Source organism: Paenibacillus sp. FW126-R14, assembly GCF_058789495.1.
This window is the reverse complement of the sequence record NZ_JBYTBS010000034.1, coordinates 23,591-41,503: the sequence shown is the minus strand read 5'-3', so window position 1 is coordinate 41,503 and position 17,913 is coordinate 23,591. Positions and strand designations below refer to the sequence as shown.

The 17,913-nt window shown below is 49.1% G+C and carries 16 protein-coding genes; 3 read left to right on the top strand and 13 right to left on the bottom strand.

The annotated features are described in order from the left end of the window. Window positions 1–9: 9 nt before the first annotated feature. Both AC3WRW_RS20340 and AC3WRW_RS20335 read left to right on the top strand, forming a co-directional pair. Window positions 10–969, top strand: coding sequence for an alpha-E domain-containing protein (locus AC3WRW_RS20340; protein ID WP_492548125.1), 960 nt, complete (start codon window positions 10–12; stop codon window positions 967–969). Beyond that, window positions 966–1,829, top strand: coding sequence for a transglutaminase family protein (locus tag AC3WRW_RS20335; RefSeq protein WP_492548124.1), 864 nt, complete (start codon window positions 966–968; stop codon window positions 1,827–1,829). The genes AC3WRW_RS20340 and AC3WRW_RS20335 overlap by 4 nt, the downstream gene beginning before the upstream one ends. Before the next feature lie 31 nt (window positions 1,830–1,860). On the opposite strand, the gene AC3WRW_RS20330 is transcribed toward AC3WRW_RS20335, so the two are convergent. The 9 genes from AC3WRW_RS20330 to AC3WRW_RS20290 form a co-directional block, all read right to left on the bottom strand. Next, window positions 1,861–2,946, bottom strand: a complete 1,086-nt coding sequence (locus tag AC3WRW_RS20330; RefSeq protein WP_492548123.1) for a Gfo/Idh/MocA family protein — start codon at window positions 2,944–2,946, stop codon at window positions 1,861–1,863. Continuing rightward, window positions 2,927–4,027, bottom strand: coding sequence for an NAD(P)-dependent alcohol dehydrogenase (locus tag AC3WRW_RS20325; RefSeq protein ID WP_492548122.1), 1,101 nt, complete (start codon window positions 4,025–4,027; stop codon window positions 2,927–2,929). Before AC3WRW_RS20325 ends, AC3WRW_RS20330 begins: the two co-directional genes overlap by 20 nt. A 21-nt stretch (window positions 4,028–4,048) precedes the next feature. Next, entirely contained in the window at window positions 4,049–5,668 is a 1,620-nt protein-coding gene (locus AC3WRW_RS20320) for a response regulator (RefSeq protein ID WP_492548121.1), read from the bottom strand. Between the two features lie 186 nt (window positions 5,669–5,854). Then, window positions 5,855–7,612 (bottom strand): sensor histidine kinase, encoded by a 1,758-nt coding sequence (locus tag AC3WRW_RS20315; RefSeq protein ID WP_492548120.1) that lies wholly within the window; start codon window positions 7,610–7,612, stop codon window positions 5,855–5,857. A gap of 120 nt (window positions 7,613–7,732) precedes the next feature. Then, entirely contained in the window at window positions 7,733–8,575 is an 843-nt protein-coding gene (locus AC3WRW_RS20310; RefSeq protein ID WP_492548119.1) for a carbohydrate ABC transporter permease, read from the bottom strand. Beyond that, on the bottom strand, window positions 8,572–9,534 hold the full coding sequence (locus AC3WRW_RS20305) for a carbohydrate ABC transporter permease (RefSeq protein ID WP_492548118.1): 963 nt from the start codon (window positions 9,532–9,534) through the stop codon (window positions 8,572–8,574). The genes AC3WRW_RS20310 and AC3WRW_RS20305 overlap by 4 nt, the downstream gene beginning before the upstream one ends. A 268-nt stretch (window positions 9,535–9,802) precedes the next feature. Further along, the gene (locus AC3WRW_RS20300) at window positions 9,803–11,872 is read right to left on the bottom strand and encodes an alpha-glucuronidase family glycosyl hydrolase (RefSeq protein ID WP_492548117.1); all 2,070 of its coding nucleotides are present in this window, start codon (window positions 11,870–11,872) and stop codon (window positions 9,803–9,805) included. A gap of 33 nt (window positions 11,873–11,905) precedes the next feature. Further along, a complete protein-coding gene (locus AC3WRW_RS20295; protein WP_492548116.1) occupies window positions 11,906–12,700 on the bottom strand; it encodes a Nif3-like dinuclear metal center hexameric protein in 795 nt (264 codons plus the stop codon). 81 nt (window positions 12,701–12,781) lie between these two features. After that, window positions 12,782–14,098: an ABC transporter substrate-binding protein gene (locus AC3WRW_RS20290; RefSeq protein WP_492548115.1), complete on the bottom strand. Its 1,317-nt coding sequence runs from the start codon at window positions 14,096–14,098 to the stop codon at window positions 12,782–12,784. 311 nt (window positions 14,099–14,409) lie between these two features. Between AC3WRW_RS20290 and AC3WRW_RS20285 the strand changes: the two genes are divergently transcribed. Next, window positions 14,410–14,646, top strand: a complete 237-nt coding sequence (locus tag AC3WRW_RS20285) for an AbrB/MazE/SpoVT family DNA-binding domain-containing protein (protein ID WP_171684295.1) — start codon at window positions 14,410–14,412, stop codon at window positions 14,644–14,646. An 80-nt stretch (window positions 14,647–14,726) separates the two neighbouring features. On the opposite strand, the gene AC3WRW_RS20280 is transcribed toward AC3WRW_RS20285, so the two are convergent. From AC3WRW_RS20280 to AC3WRW_RS20265, 4 genes are all read right to left on the bottom strand, one after another. Further along, a complete protein-coding gene (locus AC3WRW_RS20280; protein WP_492548114.1) occupies window positions 14,727–14,993 on the bottom strand; it encodes a hypothetical protein in 267 nt (88 codons plus the stop codon). Window positions 14,994–15,116: 123 nt separating this feature from the next. Beyond that, complete coding sequence (locus AC3WRW_RS20275; RefSeq protein ID WP_492548113.1) at window positions 15,117–15,683, bottom strand: peroxiredoxin; 567 nt, start codon at window positions 15,681–15,683, stop codon at window positions 15,117–15,119. A 42-nt stretch (window positions 15,684–15,725) separates the two neighbouring features. Next, complete coding sequence (locus AC3WRW_RS20270; RefSeq protein WP_492548112.1) at window positions 15,726–15,965, bottom strand: glutaredoxin family protein; 240 nt, start codon at window positions 15,963–15,965, stop codon at window positions 15,726–15,728. A gap of 30 nt (window positions 15,966–15,995) precedes the next feature. Next, a complete protein-coding gene (locus tag AC3WRW_RS20265; protein ID WP_492548111.1) occupies window positions 15,996–16,919 on the bottom strand; it encodes an NAD(P)/FAD-dependent oxidoreductase in 924 nt (307 codons plus the stop codon). Window positions 16,920–17,913 lie beyond the last annotated feature (994 nt).

Genomic DNA, 17,913 nt, shown 5'->3' with positions numbered 1-17,913 from the left:
CCAGCGAACATGGTGATGATGGGACGAACAGCGGAAGCTTTATTCTGGATCGGCCGGTATACGGAAAGAACAGAGAATCATGCGAGGTTAATTGATGTGTATTACCATATTCGTGAGGAACGGGAGAGCGGCAGCGGTCAATCCTGGAGCAGGCTCATCGATACGATCGGGGACAGGGCGGCATTCACAGAGCATTACAGCTCCTTCACCGAGCAGCATGTCCTCCAGTACATTACACTCGACAAAAATAATGGCAATTCTTTATTGGCCTGCACCAATCATGCCCGTACCAATCTGCGAAATATTCGGGAGAAGATGCCCTCCGAGCTGTGGGATATTATGAATGGCTTGTATTTGTGGCTAAAAGAGAAAGATGTCCGCGATATCACGAGCGATTCGCCTCATTTGTTTTACCGCTTCATCCGCGACAGCTTATCGATGTTTCACGGGGCCGCCACCTCGGTCATGCCGCGCCAGAATGAATGGCATTTCATTGAAGCGGGACGCCATTTGGAGCGTGCTGAAAACCTGCTGCGCCTGCTGCAATCTTTGTGCCAGGATTACGCCAGAGAGGAATCGTCTTCCTACCCGCTTATGCTCTCTGTTTTGAAATCGGTGAGCGGCTACGAGTCGTTCCGCAGGGAGTATGCGGATACCGTAAACCTAAGCAATATCATCAAATTCCTGATGCTGCACGAGGATTTTCCCCGTTCGATCAGCTACGCTTTTCAAGCGCTGGAGCGATCATTAAAGAGCATCCAGCTGGAAGACCCGGATTTGAACATCACGGTACGCAAACTCGCCAAGCTCGCCGGGAAAGTGAAAGCTAACCTGGCTTGCATGGACGAGGACGATATTTTATCCGGTAAATTGGAAATGACGCTGCAGGCACTCCGTGAATCGTGCAATGTGATGGGCGTGCGGATGAGCAAAGTCTTTTTTCCCACCCGGGAGGAGGTCATTGCATGAAGAAGCTGGAGATCACGCATATCACGCGCTACTCCTACACAGATTTGGCGCAGGACAGTGTCAATGAAGTGCGTTTGACGCCGCTGACCGACAACCGTCAATCCTGCTACCACCACAGCATTATGACGGAGCCGGTAACTGCCTTTTTTACGTATTCGGATTATTTTCATAACCGCGTGCACGCCTTCACCGTCAATAACATTCATCGCGAGCTCACGATTAAAATGACGTCCACCGTTGTCACGCACGATAACGATAACATCCCGCGCACAGCCTGCTCGCCCTACGAGGATAAAGCGCTGCGGCTTAGCGATGAGTTCCAAAATGAACACGCCGAATATTTGCTGCCTACAGGGTATACGGAGCTGACAAGTGAAATCAAGGCCTATTCCGATGCCATTGCGGATCAGCATATTTCTTTATTTGAGCTGCTCTGCACGATTAACACAACGATTCACCGCGATTTCACGTACGATCCCTCTGCTACGTCCGTACAGACTACGGTGGGCGAAATGCTGCAGCTTAGGCGGGGCGTATGCCAGGACTATTCGCATTTGATGATCGCCGTTTGCCGGGATAAAGGCATACCTGCAAGGTACGTAAGCGGCTACCATTTCGTTGGCGACTTGCAGGGAGGAAGCGCGGAATTTACGCAAGCCTCCCACGCCTGGGTCGAATGCCTCATCCCGGGCAGCGGCTGGTTCGGCTATGACCCCACCAACAACTGCGAAGTCAATTGGCGCTATATTAAGCTGGGGCATGGCCGGGATTATAACGATATCGTTCCCGTCAAAGGCGTCTATCGCGGATCCGGCGGGCAGGACCTGGAAGTCATCGTCGACGTCAAGCTGGTTGAATGATTTGAAACGGATGCGCCGGTTTAGTCGCCATTTATGATTTCGGCACCCAACACTGGGGCTCAGTCGTGATTGTTTCTCCGGTTTGAATCGCTTTCTCGATCATCATCCCGATATACTGGTCCTGCGAAGCCTCTTCCAGACTATAGAAGCCAGGTCCGCCGAACGTGTAGTCCGCCATTTTTTGCAAGCATACGGCAATCGCAATCTCGTCATCGTATAACCTCGCCGGAGCGAACGGATTCTCGTAGACCCATTGTTCTCCGCAAAGGATTCCTTTCAGATAATAGCCTTCGGCATTTTCCAACTCGCCTCTGTTCATGCGCTGCAGCTCCAACCGAAGCTCTGCGCATGATTCCTGTTGGATCAGCACCCGGTTGTCAAAAATTTCTCCGCGCTCCCCTCTCACGGACAAATGATTCGAACGGGTCCATGAGCGGTGCTGGTCCTTCGTAAAATCATAAATACCCAGACGATCTCCGAAGTCCAGCCATGCCATATCCCTTTGCAAAGGAATGAGTTTATCTTCTGTAGGCGGACCGCTGCGATTAGGACCCTGAACCCACTTCGACTCAAAACGCATCGCCCTAATGCGTACGTCCTCGAAGTTAACCCCGAGCATTTTCCGAATCAAGCTGACGCCATGATAGAACTGCGAGATTGAAACCGTCGTTTCGGTAATTTTACCAAGTCTGCCTGAGCGGATAAGCTCCAAACGGGCTTGCTGTACGGGATGAAAATGGTACTGCTCCGCAACCTGAACACGTGCCCCGTTAAGGGTTAATTGATGATGCATAAGCTGGAGTCCGCTCAGATCGGGAGCGGGCGGCGTTTCCAGCAAAGCGGGGATTCCCCGCTCCGCCAACCTCATCAGGTACTCAAGACTCTGAGAAGGAGAAACTGAAACGACGACAAAATCAGGCTGCTCGCTCTCCAGAAGCTGCTCAAGCGTTCGGTAGGTCGGCGTTCCCCACTTCGACTCCATTTCCTTGGCTTTGTCCTCGTTCCTTACGACCATTCCGCTAATTTCAAACCGCTCAGGCAGTGCCTGAGCAATTCTTAGAAAATATTGCGCCCGAAAACCGGCACCGCCAATCAAGCTAAATTTCACTGTACGCATCGAAACTTTCCTCCCCTGGAACTTCGTTCGGATATACCATGACCTTCAGGCTGCCGCTCTTGTTATGAATGGCCCGCTCCAGCGCGTCCTGCGTCTGCTCCAGCGGATAGCGGTCTGTAATAAGCGCCATCGCGTCTATGCCATCACCGGCAAGAAATTTAATGCCCGTCGGATAGGTGTTCGCATAGCGGAAAACCCCGTAAATATCAATTTCATTGTCCGCCATGAACGGGACATTCAGGGGAATCTCATCCTGCGCAGGCAAGCCTACGATCACAAGCTTGCCGCCCCGGCGCAATGAATAGAGCGCCGATTGCAAAGCTCTTGGATTGCCGGCCGTCTCCCAGGCGGCATCCACGCCAAGCCCGGCCGTCATCTCCTTGATGCGCTGAACCGCATCCTCTTCTCTGACGTTGATGACGTCCGCCGCTCCCATCCGTTTGGCGGCGTCCAAACGGACTTGCTCCAGATCGGTGACAATGATCCGGCTTGCGCCGAAGGATTTGGCTGCCGCAACGGCCATGAGGCCGACGGGGCCCATGCCCATGATGGCAACCGTCGAACCCGCCTGCAGGCTGCAGCGCTTTGCCGCATGAATGCCGACGGAGAACGGCTCGACCAGCGCCGCCGCCTCAAAGGACAAATGATCCGGAATGGCGAACACCATATCCCCGCGGATTTTCATATATTGGACGAAAGCGCCGTCCACCGGAGGAGTCGCCAGGAACTGCACATCCGGGCACAGATTGTAACGGCCTTCCTTACAAGCCTGACAGTATCCGCAGGTAACGCCAGGCTCGATGGCAACGCGGTCGCCAACGCTCACGTTCGTTACGGAAGCGCCTGCAGCCACAATAATGCCGGCGCATTCGTGCCCAAGAATAATCGGCTTTTCGACCACGTAACGGCCAATTCGCCCATTTTCAAAATAATGAACGTCCGAACCGCACACACCGACAGCCATTACTTTAATTAACACTTCATTGGCGTCAACTTGCGGGACAGGACGCTCCTCCATCACGATCGTTCCAGGCTTCGTCATGACAGCCGCTTTCATCACTGCAGGTAGTTGTCCATTCATTTCTTCTCGCTCCTTCCAGCATCATTTAATGAGTTCCGTCGGGTTCATACCGGTAAATTTCTTAAAAAGCGTGCTGAAATAAGGCACATTTTTGTAACCAACCTGCTCAGCTACCTCATAGACGAGCATGTTTCTTTCCAGCAGCAGTTCCCTTGCTTTTTCGATGCGCACACGCGTCAAATAGGTGTTGAACGTCTCGCCGGTCACATTTTTGAAAATGATCGACAAATGATTTCGCGAGATATACACCTTATCCGCCAAATCAGCAAGCGTCATATCGTCCGCGTAATGCTCATGAATATATTGTGTCATAAAATCGACGGCTTGTCTGTGCTTGCTGTTGCCTTTCCACTGTCTGCTGCTGAAAATGACGCAAATTTTGGCGGTTAGCCATTCCGATAACTGCTCCGGCAAGGTGAGTCCGACCATTTCTTTCATAATTTGATCATTCGGAAAAATATCGTCGAGCACCATGCCCACTTCATAGAGACAATAGGCAAAAATTCCCCAAAGGTCTCCGGCCAGCATTTGCACGTAATCCGGTGTAATCCCTTTTTGTTCCTTCAGCTGTTCAATATATTGGGCGACAAGCTGATGAGCCTGAGTTTCCTGCGAAGCCTTCATCGCACCGGCTAATTCGAAATAAAATTTGGCCGGCCGCATCACCAGCGTTCCCTGATCGTTTCTCATTTCCTCGCTATACACAAACAAATCGTAGGCCGGAGCAACCCGCCCATCTTTCAAATCAATAGCACGGAAGGCTTCCTCCGTCGAATCCGGCATTTCCGTCCAGTCTTCTTTCGTCCCTCCGATGCCGACTCGAATCACAAGCTTCAAATAACGTTTGATGCAGTCAATGAGTCTAATTCCGAGATCGCCAAGCTTCTGCGTAAGCTTATGCTGCGAGCAACCGGCCTCCGGATGAAGGATGAGCACGGCTCTTGTTCCATGAAGCTCTACGTATTCAATCGCCGCAAACGATTCGCGCGCAACTTCACAAACGATATTGTTAATGGCAAAGCGAAACAAGCTCCAATCGGGCAGCGACAGGTTAGAGGTGCGAACGTCACGGATCAGGTCGATGCCAATGACCACATGCTTGCTCTCCGCCCAAAAACGGTACGGTTCCGGCAGCCGGCCCTCATTCCGGTAAGAGCTGTCCAATGTGCCGGCTACAGCCGATTTCACCCATTCCTTCTCAATGAATGGCTCGTAGAGCATCAATTTCTGCCGAAGCTCGTCCTGCTTGATTCGCTTCTCTTCTTCTTCCATCAGCTCCTGGGTAACTTTCCCCAGAATCGTTTTTAGCGTAGGGACACTGATCGGCTTTGACAAATAGTCGGTGACATTGTGCCGAAGCGCTTGCCTTGCATGCTCAAAATCCTGATATCCGCTCAAAATAATGATTTTGCCGCCATACCCTTCTTTTCTTAGCTGCTCTATCATATCAAGGCCATTCATGACCGGCATATAAATATCTGTGATGACAATATCCGGCGCAGACGACCTGATGAGCTGCAAACCGTCCTCGCCGTTCAACGCTTCCCCAGCCCATTCTGCATCCAGTTCATCCCAAGGTATGGCTCGTTTCATTCCCTGAAGAACCTGCCGTTCATCGTCTATGATCGCAATCTTCCACACAACGCTGGCCTCCTTACCTTCAACTCATGTTAAGCTAAGCGACTGCTATGTCATATAACTGCGGCCCGGAACAAGCTTTTGTTCCAGGCTCCATTATTTCATATATCCAAACCTACTTTCATACTATCAATCCAGGCTGCTCTTTGAAATATGAAAAATGCACGATTTATTTTAAAATACAACGAACTAGTCTGATGTTTCCAATTGTTCTTTCATAGGAGGCGCAGACAAACGAGGAAGCGTAATGATAACACGGGTTCCTCCCTCCGTGCGCTCCATCAGCTTAATGCCGTAGTTTCCGCCGAAATAGCCGGCTATTCGTTCCTTTACGTTGCGGATCCCGTACCCGCCCGTTTGGCGTTTATGCTTCCTTTCCACCGCCTGCTGAAGTCCAACCCCATTGTCATCGATCGTAATTTGGATACTATCCTGGGTATCCTGCAGCCGAATATGAATGTGGCCTTGACTTCGCATATTAAAGCCATGAACGATGGCATTTTCCACGAAGGGCTGAAGCGTCAGCTTAGGGATGAACAGCTCCCGGATTTCCGAAGATGCATCAATTTCGTATTCGAGCCCCGTTCTCCACCTCAACTGCTGAATTTCGAGATAGCACTCCATATGCATAAGCTCCTCGCCAATGGTGATAAAGCTGTCCCCGTTGGAGAGGCCGATTCGAAACATTTGTCCCATCAGCTCCAAGATGCGGCTGATCTCATCCTGCCCCGCTTCAATCGCCATCCAGTTCAGCTGATCCAGCGTATTATAGAGAAAATGCGGATTAATATTCGCTTGAAGCGCCTCAATCTCCGCTTTGCGCTGCTGCTCGTATCTTCGCTGCAGGGAGAGGTACAGCTCCTCGATCCGCTCGTTCTGCTTACGGTAGCCGGAGAATAAAGAGCCGAATTCATTATGATAATCGACCGGAAGCTCCACATTCTTCCCGTTTACGGAATAGACGCTCATTGCGTTCACAAGCTTTTTGATCGGTTTCGTGAACTGCCTGCTCAAATAATGCGTCAGGAACAGCGTCAGCAGGACCGCTCCGACCCCGATCATACCGATGACTTCGGCCAGCCTGATACTGCCTTCCGTAATTTGATGCCACGGCGTAATTTCAACCAGCGTCCAATTGGAATCGAGCAATTTGGAATAAACCAATAAGGAATCGCCGGCTTCGCTGTTCCCGGTTGTGTGGACATAACCCGATTGCTTCTGTTTGGCATCGCTGTCAATCCATTCGGACAGCTCGTTATGGTCCGGGATCTGGCCGATCTTAAGGAATTGCTCTCCCCGCGAGTCAATCATGATCCGGTTCGCCTCGGAAGAATGCCCTGCCAGCACGCTCCTGATTTGATCGGCCTTCACGTGGATGACCAGAACCCCTAAGTATTTGTCGTCATACATAATTTTTCTGGCAAAGCTAAGGACCGGCACGTCCCCTTGAAAGCTTGGAATCAGATGCTCGATGGACCATGTAAAATCGTTCCCTGTCAGCAGCTCCGACCAGGACTGCTTGTTCAGATCCTCCATATCCCGGAACTGAATATAGCTCTTGGCATCACCTTGGAGCGGACGCTTCATATACAGATCAATCCCTTGAATAAGCGGAATGGAATAGGTCAAATTCGCAAGCGCCTTTTCCACGCTCATCGATCCCCTGTACCGGTCGAACTCATCCTGCTTATTGGCCAAAAAGGTAATCAATTCATTGTCGCGTGATGTGGACAACGAGATTTGCTCAATGGTAACGAGCCTTGTCGTAATTTCATTATTCAGCTCGTCCAGCAGCTTTTGCTGGTATTGAAACGTCGTTTGAGCAAGCTCCTTCGATGAAATGCTGTAGCTGGCCCATACGCTGCAAGCCAAAACAACAATAATAAATCCGGCAAAACTGCGGAAAAACAAGTGATCGACTCTAAATTTTTTGAAAGGATTCGTCATGCGGTTTGCGCTCCCGTTAAGTATCATCCGATTAAGAATTAGGCGAAAGAAACAAACGGTAAAACAACGAAACTTGTTCGCTGCTCTACCGTTCTATGAATTCCTTATTTGTTTTTCATCTTATCCTTTAATACCGGTTGTTGCAATCCCTTCCACAAAGTACTTCTGTAAGAACATAAACACAAGTGTCGCAGGCACGATGGAAACTAGCGACATCGCAAGCAGCTGCCCCCACTCCTGCCCCGTTTGCGAATCGTTAATCATCCGCAGCGCCAGACCGACGGTGTACTTATCGACCGAGTTAATGTAGAGCAAATGCCCGAGGAAATCATCCCAATTCCACAGGAAGCAGAAAATCATGACCGTAACAATCGCCGGCTTCGTAAGCGGCATAACAATTCGCAGGTAAATGCCGAACCAAGAGCAGCCGTCCATTTTCGCCGATTCATCCAGCTCTTTGGGAATACCGCGCACGAATTGGATGAGCAGGAAAACGAAGAACGTTCCGCCTGCGCCGCTGGCCAGCAGATGAGGCACAATAAACGGCAGGTACGTGTTCACCCAACCCAACTGGTGGAACATGGCATACTGCGGAATAATAAGCACTTGACCGGGAAGCATCAGTGTGACCATTAGCAGCGAGAACCAGACCTTTTTCAGCGGGAAATCCAGCCTGCCGAACCCGAACGCGACAAGCGTGCTGGAAATTAGTGTGACAGCAAGAACGGCGATCTCAAGCCCGAACGTGTTGAGGTAAAAATCGGTGAAAGAATGTCCCGGAACCGAATTCCAGCCTTTCACAAAATTGCTCCATTGCGGCGAGGATGGGAAAAGGCTCGGCGAGCTCAATTCACTATTGGATTTCAACGATGCGCCGATCCACCAGAGGACCGGATAAGCCATCAGCAAACTGAAGGCAATCATGAACAGATGACGGACAGCTTGACTCCATTTTATGGTCATTTGCTTTTCTTACCTCCCGTATCCGTTTCGTAGAATACCCAGTATTTGGATGTGCCTGCGATAATAGCTGCCACAATCACGATCATAACGAGCATGACCCAGGCCAGTGCAGAGGAATACCCTAATTGATAGCGGCTAAACGCCCGCTCATATAAGTACATTGCGTAGACGTAAGTGGAGTTCATTGGTCCGCCATTTGTGATGACGTAAGCCGAGGTGAACATTTGGAATGCGTTAATAACGCCCATAATCAGGTTAAAATATAAAGTCGGCGAGAGCATCGGAAGCGTAATCTTGAAAAATTGCACAAACCGGTTCGCTCCGTCCACCCCGGATGCTTCATAGAGATCATTGGGGATTTGCTTAAGTCCGGCTAGAAAAATGACCATCGAGGAGCCGAACTGCCAGACCGTTAATAAAATAAGCGTCCACAAAGCCGTGCTTGGATTAGTAATCCATCCAATGCCTTGAATGCCGAACTTGGCGAGAACCTCGTTAAAAATCCCATCGACGCCAAAAATGTTCCGCCACAGCAAGGATACCGCGATGCTCCCCCCGATCAAAGACGGGAAATAAATCGCTGTCCGGTAAGCCGAGATCCCTCTCATCGCCTTATTCAGCAATATGGCAACGAGCAAAGCCGCGGCAAGCTTGAGCGGCACGGAAGCAAGCACGTACAAGAACGTGATTTTAACGGATTGGAGAAACTTGGCGTCCGCCGTAAAGATGCGCTCATAATTATGAAATCCGACCCAGTTGATAGATTCCATCAGCGTATAGTCGGTAAAGGAGTAGTACAACGATAAAAACATCGGATACGCCGTAAGCCCGAAAAATCCGAGCAGCCACGGCAAAATAAATAAATATCCCGCAATTGGCGCATCCCAGCGACTTAGAAAAGAACGACGTTTCTTGGTGCCCGCAGCGGCTTTCACGGCAACGGCTGTGGAACGATTCATGTAGGTTCACCTCTGCAGTTAGTCTGATTACTTGATAATTCAAGTATAAAGGGTGGACGTCAGGTACTAAATGAGAGGAATCATCGAATTCTTTCAAAATATCCCGAAAAGATGGGATGGTCGTGCCTGATGTTCAATTCTAGCCGCAGGCTTGGCACGTTTTTATGATGCACGCATCGTATTTGTCCGTGTTTGACGACAAGGCCAAACAGCGGAATCGCAAATAAACCAAAGAAGCAGCCTGAACGCGCCGCTTCTTTGGTGATCATTAATAAATCGTTCTTCCCCATGCATCGGCAATGCCGCTCTTGCGGAAGAAGTACGTGTTAATCATATCGCGCCATTCTCTCGCATGCGCAGCTTGCTCCGCAAGGCGGTCCGCTACGTGCTTATGCACAAGCTCGCCTACGCTTCCCTCCAGGCCGGCCCACTGCGCCGCCAACTGCTCAGCCCGTTCCACGCCTTCAAAATGCGTGTTATAAATATGCTGAATCACCGTTTGCCCTGAATGCAGCACATGTGTGTACGGCACGTGATGGAAAAACAGCAGCAGCTCATCCGGACAGTTCTCAACCGACTCGTACGTTTCGTAATTCGCACCTTTGTACTGTGCCGCATACCCTGTGCCGGTTGCCTTCGTCCGGTCGACGCCGATGCCATGGCAATCCGCAAAATGGTACGTGCCCCATTTCGAATATTCATAGCCATCTACGTTCGGCCCGTAATGATGGTCGGGATTGACCATCCAGCCTACGCCGAGCGGCGCCGTGTAGGCTTCATAAATGCTCCATGACTCCATGAGCATACTCATCACGACGCTGACGATTTTCTCTTCTCCGCCGAAAGTCAGGCGAATCCATTCGTCCGCAATCGCTTCAGCGGACAGCTCCGGATTCCACGCCAACCGGCCGTAGCCGTAAAGATTCGCCTGCGCCAGCAAATGCCCCGTCCAATTGACATCGTTCCCGATATTGGAGACGGCGGCAAAGCCGCTGAATTGATTGCCATGCAGGGACCCATCGACAATTCGCTTAATGCTGGACCCTTCCCCTTTCGCATAGGTTTCGAAATCGAGCACTTCTTTCCACTGCGGAACGAGATAGCATAAGTGGCGCTGTTGACCCGTATATTCCTGGGTAATCTGGAACTCGATCATCTGGTTTGTCGTCTCCATAGCTCCAATCAGCGGAGATACCGGCTCCCGCACTTGGAAATCCATAGGCCCATTCTTCACCTGCAAAATGACATTATCCATAAATCTTCCATCCAGCGGTTTAAAATGATCATACGCCGCCCGCGCCCGGTCCGTCGCCCGGTCACGCCAATCCTGCTTGCAGTTGTACACAAAGCAGCGCCAAATAACAATGCCTCCGAAAGGCTTAAGCGCCTCCGCCAGCATATTAGAGCCGTCCGCATGATCGCGGTCATACGTAAACGGTCCAGGGCGGTTCTCCGAATCCGCCTTCACGAGGAAGCCGCCGAAATCCGGAATCGCGGCGTATACTTCGGCTGCTTTGACGCGCCACCAATCGCGCACAGCAGGGTCGAGCGGATCAGCCGTTGACAGCCCGCCGATTTCAAGAGGACTCGCGTAGTTGACGCTCAAAAACAGCTTGATGCCGAACGAACGGAACACGCCGGCCACCTTGGCTACTTCCGGGAGGTATTCTCCGGTCAGGAACTTCGTTTCCCAATGATGAACGTTCACATTATTGATCGAGATGGCATTCAGGCCCGAAGAAGCCAGCAGCCTGGCATAATCGCGAACACGTGTCAGATCTGTTGTGATCCGGTTATTGTCAAAGAAAATCGACTTGCCGGCGTAGCCCCGCTCAATGCTGCCGTCGATATTATCCCATTGATTGATCATGCGCAGCTTATTCACCGGATTTTCAACAACGTCTAACCCGTTGACAGCTTGTTGCGTGCTGAGAAGCCGAAGCAAATGAAAAGCTCCATACAAAACGCCGGATGCCGAAGATGCGCCAATCACGATACTGCCGCTCGCCGGGTCCGCCTTGATCGCAAACCCTTCAGGCTTAATAACCGAGCGGGTCTCTTCGCCAAAAATGCGGTCTACAAGCGCATTACCGCCGCCGAACGTTCCCAGTGCAATAACGCCGCCTCCTTCTGCATTTTCAGATACGTTAATCGCTCTACCCAGCAGCTTGCCAATCCCGTTCGACAGTTCTTGGGCAGCCGTATGAATCACTTCGTCTTCTTCCGTACAAACAATTCGGCTGTAGGCCGAATATTGATCATATCGCTCGCCAGGAGCTACCGGATGAAATTCAAGCCAGGCCTGGTAGCCGGTTTGTTGTGTCGTTGTATCGCTCATAAGATCTATCTTCCTCTCCTTATCATTGTCATTCTAAATCGATTGAAAAACCTGTTTCTCCGCTATAAAATGCACCGGCAGATCAGGAAACTTAGCTTTCAGTATTTCTGCCAAATACTTCATACCCGGTTCTTCGCTTTCAGCATGGCCAAGTGCTATGAAAGCTTTCTTCCTGCCTTGGTACACGGCATCGCGCACATATTCAGGCGTCTCCCATTCAGGGCCTTCGCCTGCAATAATCACATCGACTCCGTCCTTTTGAAAAAGGGGAATAGCCATCCCTCCTCCGCCTCGATATCCGGCAAGAAGCCCGACTCGTGTACACGTCATGCTCAAATCGCCGGCAGCCCGGACGAATGAAATACCCAGCTTGCTTTTCAAATACCCCGCCAGCTCCTCAACCGTCATAGGCGGAACCTTTAGCAAAGAGGCTGCCGGTCTATTTTCCGTCACATAAGAGGTCCAGTCTAATGCTTGAATCAAACCTGCCATAATGCCATCCGGGCGATACCGATGCCAATAATCGTGAAACCGGAAAATGGCAATCCCTGAATCCTCAATAAGCTTTTGCTTCGCCAGGTATACCGGATCACTTAAAAGCGGCTCAATCTGGTCATGGTGATGATAAAATGTCCCTTCATGCGTAATAAGCAGATTGACGCCCCTGTCAATAGCTGTCTGAATCACATGATGCGTTGCCATGAACGTCGTCGCGATACCCTTCACTTCTGCCGTCGGATCACCGGACTTCAGTGTGTCCACCGTTGCATTCAGCCGTCCGACCGGTTCGATTAAATGATCCAGGATCTCTTGAATACGAATCGCCATAACCTCATTTCCTTTCCTCATCCACATTGTCCATAAAAAGCAAGAGAGCCGGAACAGGCATGTTCCGGGCTCGTTTTCGCCTTATTTTTCGTACGCTTGTGCGGCTACTTTCAATTGTTCGTAAGCTTTTTCCGGTGTTGTTTTACCGAAGCTAAGCTGATCGCGGACAAGCGGCCAATCTTTATCAATGTAGTTCGTCCAGCCCTTCACGCCAGGATTCCACGTTTGTCCGTCTTTCTCAGTGGCATGCAGCAGGGCAGAACCGATTTTGTCGACATCGCTCATGCTGGACTCCAAGGATGTTGCAATTTCTTTATTAACCGGCAACCCGCGTACAGTGGTCAAAATTTTTGCAGCTTCCGGATCGTTGACGAACCAATCCACAAACTTTTTCGCCTCTTCCGCTTTCTTGGAACCTGCGGAAACCCCCAAGTACAAGGATGGTTTCAACCAGCCGCCGGCTTCAACACTGCGAGGCATTGTTACTAGCGCATAAGCACCTTTTTTCAAGCTATCCCATGAACCGTAGTTGCTGGAGAAGCCCATACGGAACAAAATTTTACCGTTAACCATCAAATCCATTTTCGGGTCAAACTCTTTATCAGAGGAATTCACATCCGCAGGAGGAACGATTCCATTTTTACGCATCTCGTCAAAATTCCGCGTCCACTCTAAGAAAGTAGCTTGATCGACATTGAATTTCCCTTCCGCAGATACGACCATGCCTTTCCCTTTGGCATATTGGAATGCGGAGTAAGCGAAATAGTCGCCGGCATAATCCTTCGTGAAGTATTGTCCTTCCGGAAGTTTCGTTTTCGCTTCCTTCGCGAGCGCGAAGAAATCATCCCATGACCAGCCGTTTTGCGGAGCTTTCAATCCGAGCTTATCCATAGCGGCTTTGTCGTAGATCATCCCGTAAGCTACCGAACCCAGCGGCATCGCGTATTGTTTGCCCCCGGCTTGTCCACCGGACAGCACTTTGGCATCAATTTTGCTCACATCAACACCTGTCAGCGGAGCCAATTGATTGCGGCCTGCCCAATCTGAGATCCAGCCTGGATCAAGCTGCATAATATCCGGCGCGTTATTCGCGGCTGCTTGCGTGGACAACTTGTCCAAATAGCCGTCAATACCGGAATACTCAGGCTCGAACGTAACATTCGGGTGTTTTTCCGTATACAATTTCAGTGCGGCCAACGTCGCCTCGTGACGAACCGTAGCCCCCCACCACATAATGCGCAGTTTCACCGGCTCATTCGATACTGCGCCTGCTTTTGCTGATGATGTGCTTGCCGGCTCTGCATTGCTATTTGTTTTGCCGCCGCTTGCACAGGCTACCAGTGATCCTGCTAGCGCGGTCGCCAATACTAACCCTAGAGAACGCTTCCATTTAATCATCGTGTGTAATCCCCCTACTTCATCAGTGATGTCTTGCTTACATTTATAGTACCAATAGTGGATTATGGTTTATATAAGAGAGATGCACGAATTATTTTAAATTTGCACGAAAATGATTGCTGCCTCCAAGCAGTGTACACCAGCTCTTTTCGATACTGGCATTTGCTTCACGATACCAGCTCTGCACATCTATGCAAATTTTAACATAATACCATCAAGTAAATAAAAGGAATTCAAGTTCATATGTGGAATAATAGTAGTAATCCAAAAATGAAACGATTAAACTCTAATTTTCTGGGAGGCTGTTTGGAATGAGATCAACGGGGATTGTAAGAAAAGTAGACGAGTTAGGACGTATTGTTCTGCCGATTGAGCTGCGGCGCACGCTGCACATCGATATCGGGGACGCAATTGAGGTCTATGTCGATCCGGAACGTATTACACTTAAAAAGTATATGCCTGCTTGCGTGTTTTGCGGAAATTTCGAGAATATGACTTATTTCAAAGGTAAAATGGTTTGTAGTTCCTGCGTCGAGGAAATTAATTAACATATAAAACAGTTAGAACGAATAAGGCGTATAGCACCAGCTCTTAAAGCTGCTATACGCCTTATTTCTGTATAAGAAGCCTACAATCGAGAGAGTAAGACAGATACAAGCATACCTGCTATCGCGATCCAAAATAGATAAGAACGCAGCACACGCTTCAAGCTCTTGTCCTGACGTTCCATGACCGCCCTCTTCCGGGCAGAACTGGAATTCGTCTCCGCATCTAACTCATCTGTGACTTGTGAGCGCCAATTCACGAATTGAAACCCAATTCCGCTGACCACAACGGAAATCATCAGTAAAATCAAAGAACCCATAAATAGTTTGTCCGATATGGACTGCATCATGTATCTAACCTTTCTGTCTTCGCCTCATTTGCCTTTCTATTATACTTCAAATCATGCATAGAATGCACTCGAAAAGCCCCAATCCGCGGATCATCCTCGGACTGGGGCTTGTTCATGCAAAGCTTATAGCGTTTTATCTCCCGGCTTCCAGTTCGCCGGACAAAGTCCGCCGGCTTGAAGCGCTTGAAGCACACGCAGCGTTTCGTCTACGGAGCGACCAACGTTCATGTCGGTCACGACCTGGTAACGCAATACGCCTTCAGGGTCGATGATGAACAAGCCGCGATGAGCTGCACCGGTTTCCTCATCCAGCACGCCGTAAGCGCGGGCTGTTTCTTTGGAGAAATCGCTGACCAGCGGGAATCGTACCGGGCCGATGCCGCTTTGATCGCGCGGTGTTTGTGTCCAGGCTCTGTGCGTGTACACACTGTCCACGGAAGCTCCTACGATTTCGCAATCCAGATCAAGGAATTCTTCATAGTGATCGCTGAAAGCCGTAATTTCAGTCGGACATACATAAGTGAAGTCGAAAGGCCAGAAGAAGAAAACGAGCCATTTTCCTCTATAGTCCTCAAGCGAAATTTTTTCTTCTAAAGTTTCCATGTTTTTCGTAGACAGCAGTGAAAAAGTCGGGGCTGGCAGCCCTATTTTAGCAAAAGTATGGGAGGGTTGTAAGGTTAATTGTGTCATGGTTCTCTCTCCTCTTATATCTGTATGATGTTTGATTAGGTATTAGGCGGTTACTTCAGCCAAAGCTTTTTTCAGCTTAGTCACGTTGAGACCTAGAATCTTGTGCTCGCCAATCACCGTTACCGGCAGCGACATTAAGCCCATATCATGAAGCTCTTGGCCATATTGATCGTTCAGATCGATGTTTCTTTCTTCAAAAGCAACTTGCTGATCGGACAAATACTTTTTTAACTGCACGCAATAAGGGCAATTCGTACTGGAATAAACAATGACATTCGACATAGACAATACATCTCCTTGATGGGTATAAGATTATTTGTACTGCGGGATCAATTGAGCCCGTTTATTAATAAATTTATCAACGGCCATGGCCGCAATGGCCCCGTCTGCAGCAGCAACGACAGCTTGCTTGACAGGGGTGCGTCTAACTTCTCCGGCGCCGAATACGCCGGCAACCGGTGATTGCATGGAACTGTCAAGGACCATGAAGCCTTCCTCATCCAGCGGAACTTGATCCTGCAGGAAGTCTGTTCCGGGCTTGCTGCCCGACAAGAAGACGAAAACCCCGTCCACCTTGAGCACTTCCTCTGTGCCCGCACCTGTCCGAATGCGAAGCCCTTCTACTTGGTTGTCGCCAAGCACTTCAAGCGGTTTGGCTTTATAGAGGATATCCGTTCCCGGCAGCTCCGGCATGTGGTGAACGCCTTGCAGCTCGGGGCGCGGCACTACGAAGTAGATTTTATCCGTAAATTTGCTGAGTGCTTGCGCTTCTTCCAAAGCTTCTTCCGAATCACCGATGACGGCAACCGTTTTTCCTTCAAAAAAAGCTCCGTCACAAGTCGCGCATGTGCTTACACCGCGCCCAAGCAAATTCTCTTCCCCAGGCAGCATGCGGTTGCGGCCCTTAGACCCCGTGGCAATAATGATCGATTTGCCTTCATACATGCCGTCAGCCGTAAACACGACCTTCGTCTCGTCTTCCACATCTACAGCAGTGATCGTCGTCTGAATAAATTCAGCGCCAAATCCTTTCGCTTGCTCGCGCATCGTATCCAGCAAATCCTTGCCGGACATTTCCCCAGGCACTCCCGGGTAATTTGCAATTTTATGCGTAATGGCCAAAGCTCCCGTATTCGGCGACTTGTCGATCACCAGCGTCTTCAAGTTTCCTCTTGCTGTATATATGGCAGCAGAAGCTCCTGCCGGTCCTGCTCCAATAATAATGACATCATACATCGCGACTGCACCCTTTCTACCATTCAACTGCTCGTTCACTGATAATCGATATCAGATAATAATTATTATAATTAAAATGATGTGAAAGTCAATATTTTTTGATAGTTATTATAATTAGAGTGTAAAATGACATAAAAATCTGACTCTATAAATGTACATACATTTACCACCTGTTCAACCTGCCTAATTACGCCTGATACAACAAATCTGCCTGATAGTTGAATAAGTATTTAATTGATTTTTGACGAAAAATGTCCGATTTGAGAGATTTTTGAGAGATTTACATGATAATATGTATTTGTAGTAGTTCCCAAGTCCTATATTGCGACTGAACAATCATTAATAATAGTATGTTGTGATAGTTAAGGGGGAGTTTTTTTGATTGATAGTTTGAACCCTTTGTGGATAATGGTGGGCATCATTCTATTTGTTTGTGTCCTGGTGTGTGCTTTTAAGGCGCTTATACAGAAATAAGTAGAAGCCTAAAATCTTGCTTACATCGACATCAAGAAGCAATCTTATCTATACTATACAGAATGGAACCGTGAACGATTATGAAGACTACAGACCATGTGAACGAACATTTTTATAAAGAGCTTCAACAATTGAGCCATGAGGACGAGATGAGACCCAAGTTGCTTATCTATGGAGTCAAACGGATTTTGAAACAGAAACAAAAAAAGAGCTTTCTACAAAAAATGTTCCATTCCAATATCCAGACGGAACCGGTAAGTTGGCGCAGATAGAATGAGCAAAAAGTATCTTGAAAGCCAGGGAGCAGATTTTTTGGCTCAATCTCAAAATCAGTGCTTGACTGTTAGCTAGAAAAGAACTTGATGCCATTGCATACATACCAATCGACCAACTATCCATACTTCGGATAGCAAGGTCTAGCTGTTCTTTGATTCTGATTGATCCACCCCACTTCTATTCAATTAAAAAGCTGCTTCTCAGTAGATTATCTACTAAGAAACAGCTTTTTTCAGCATATGTG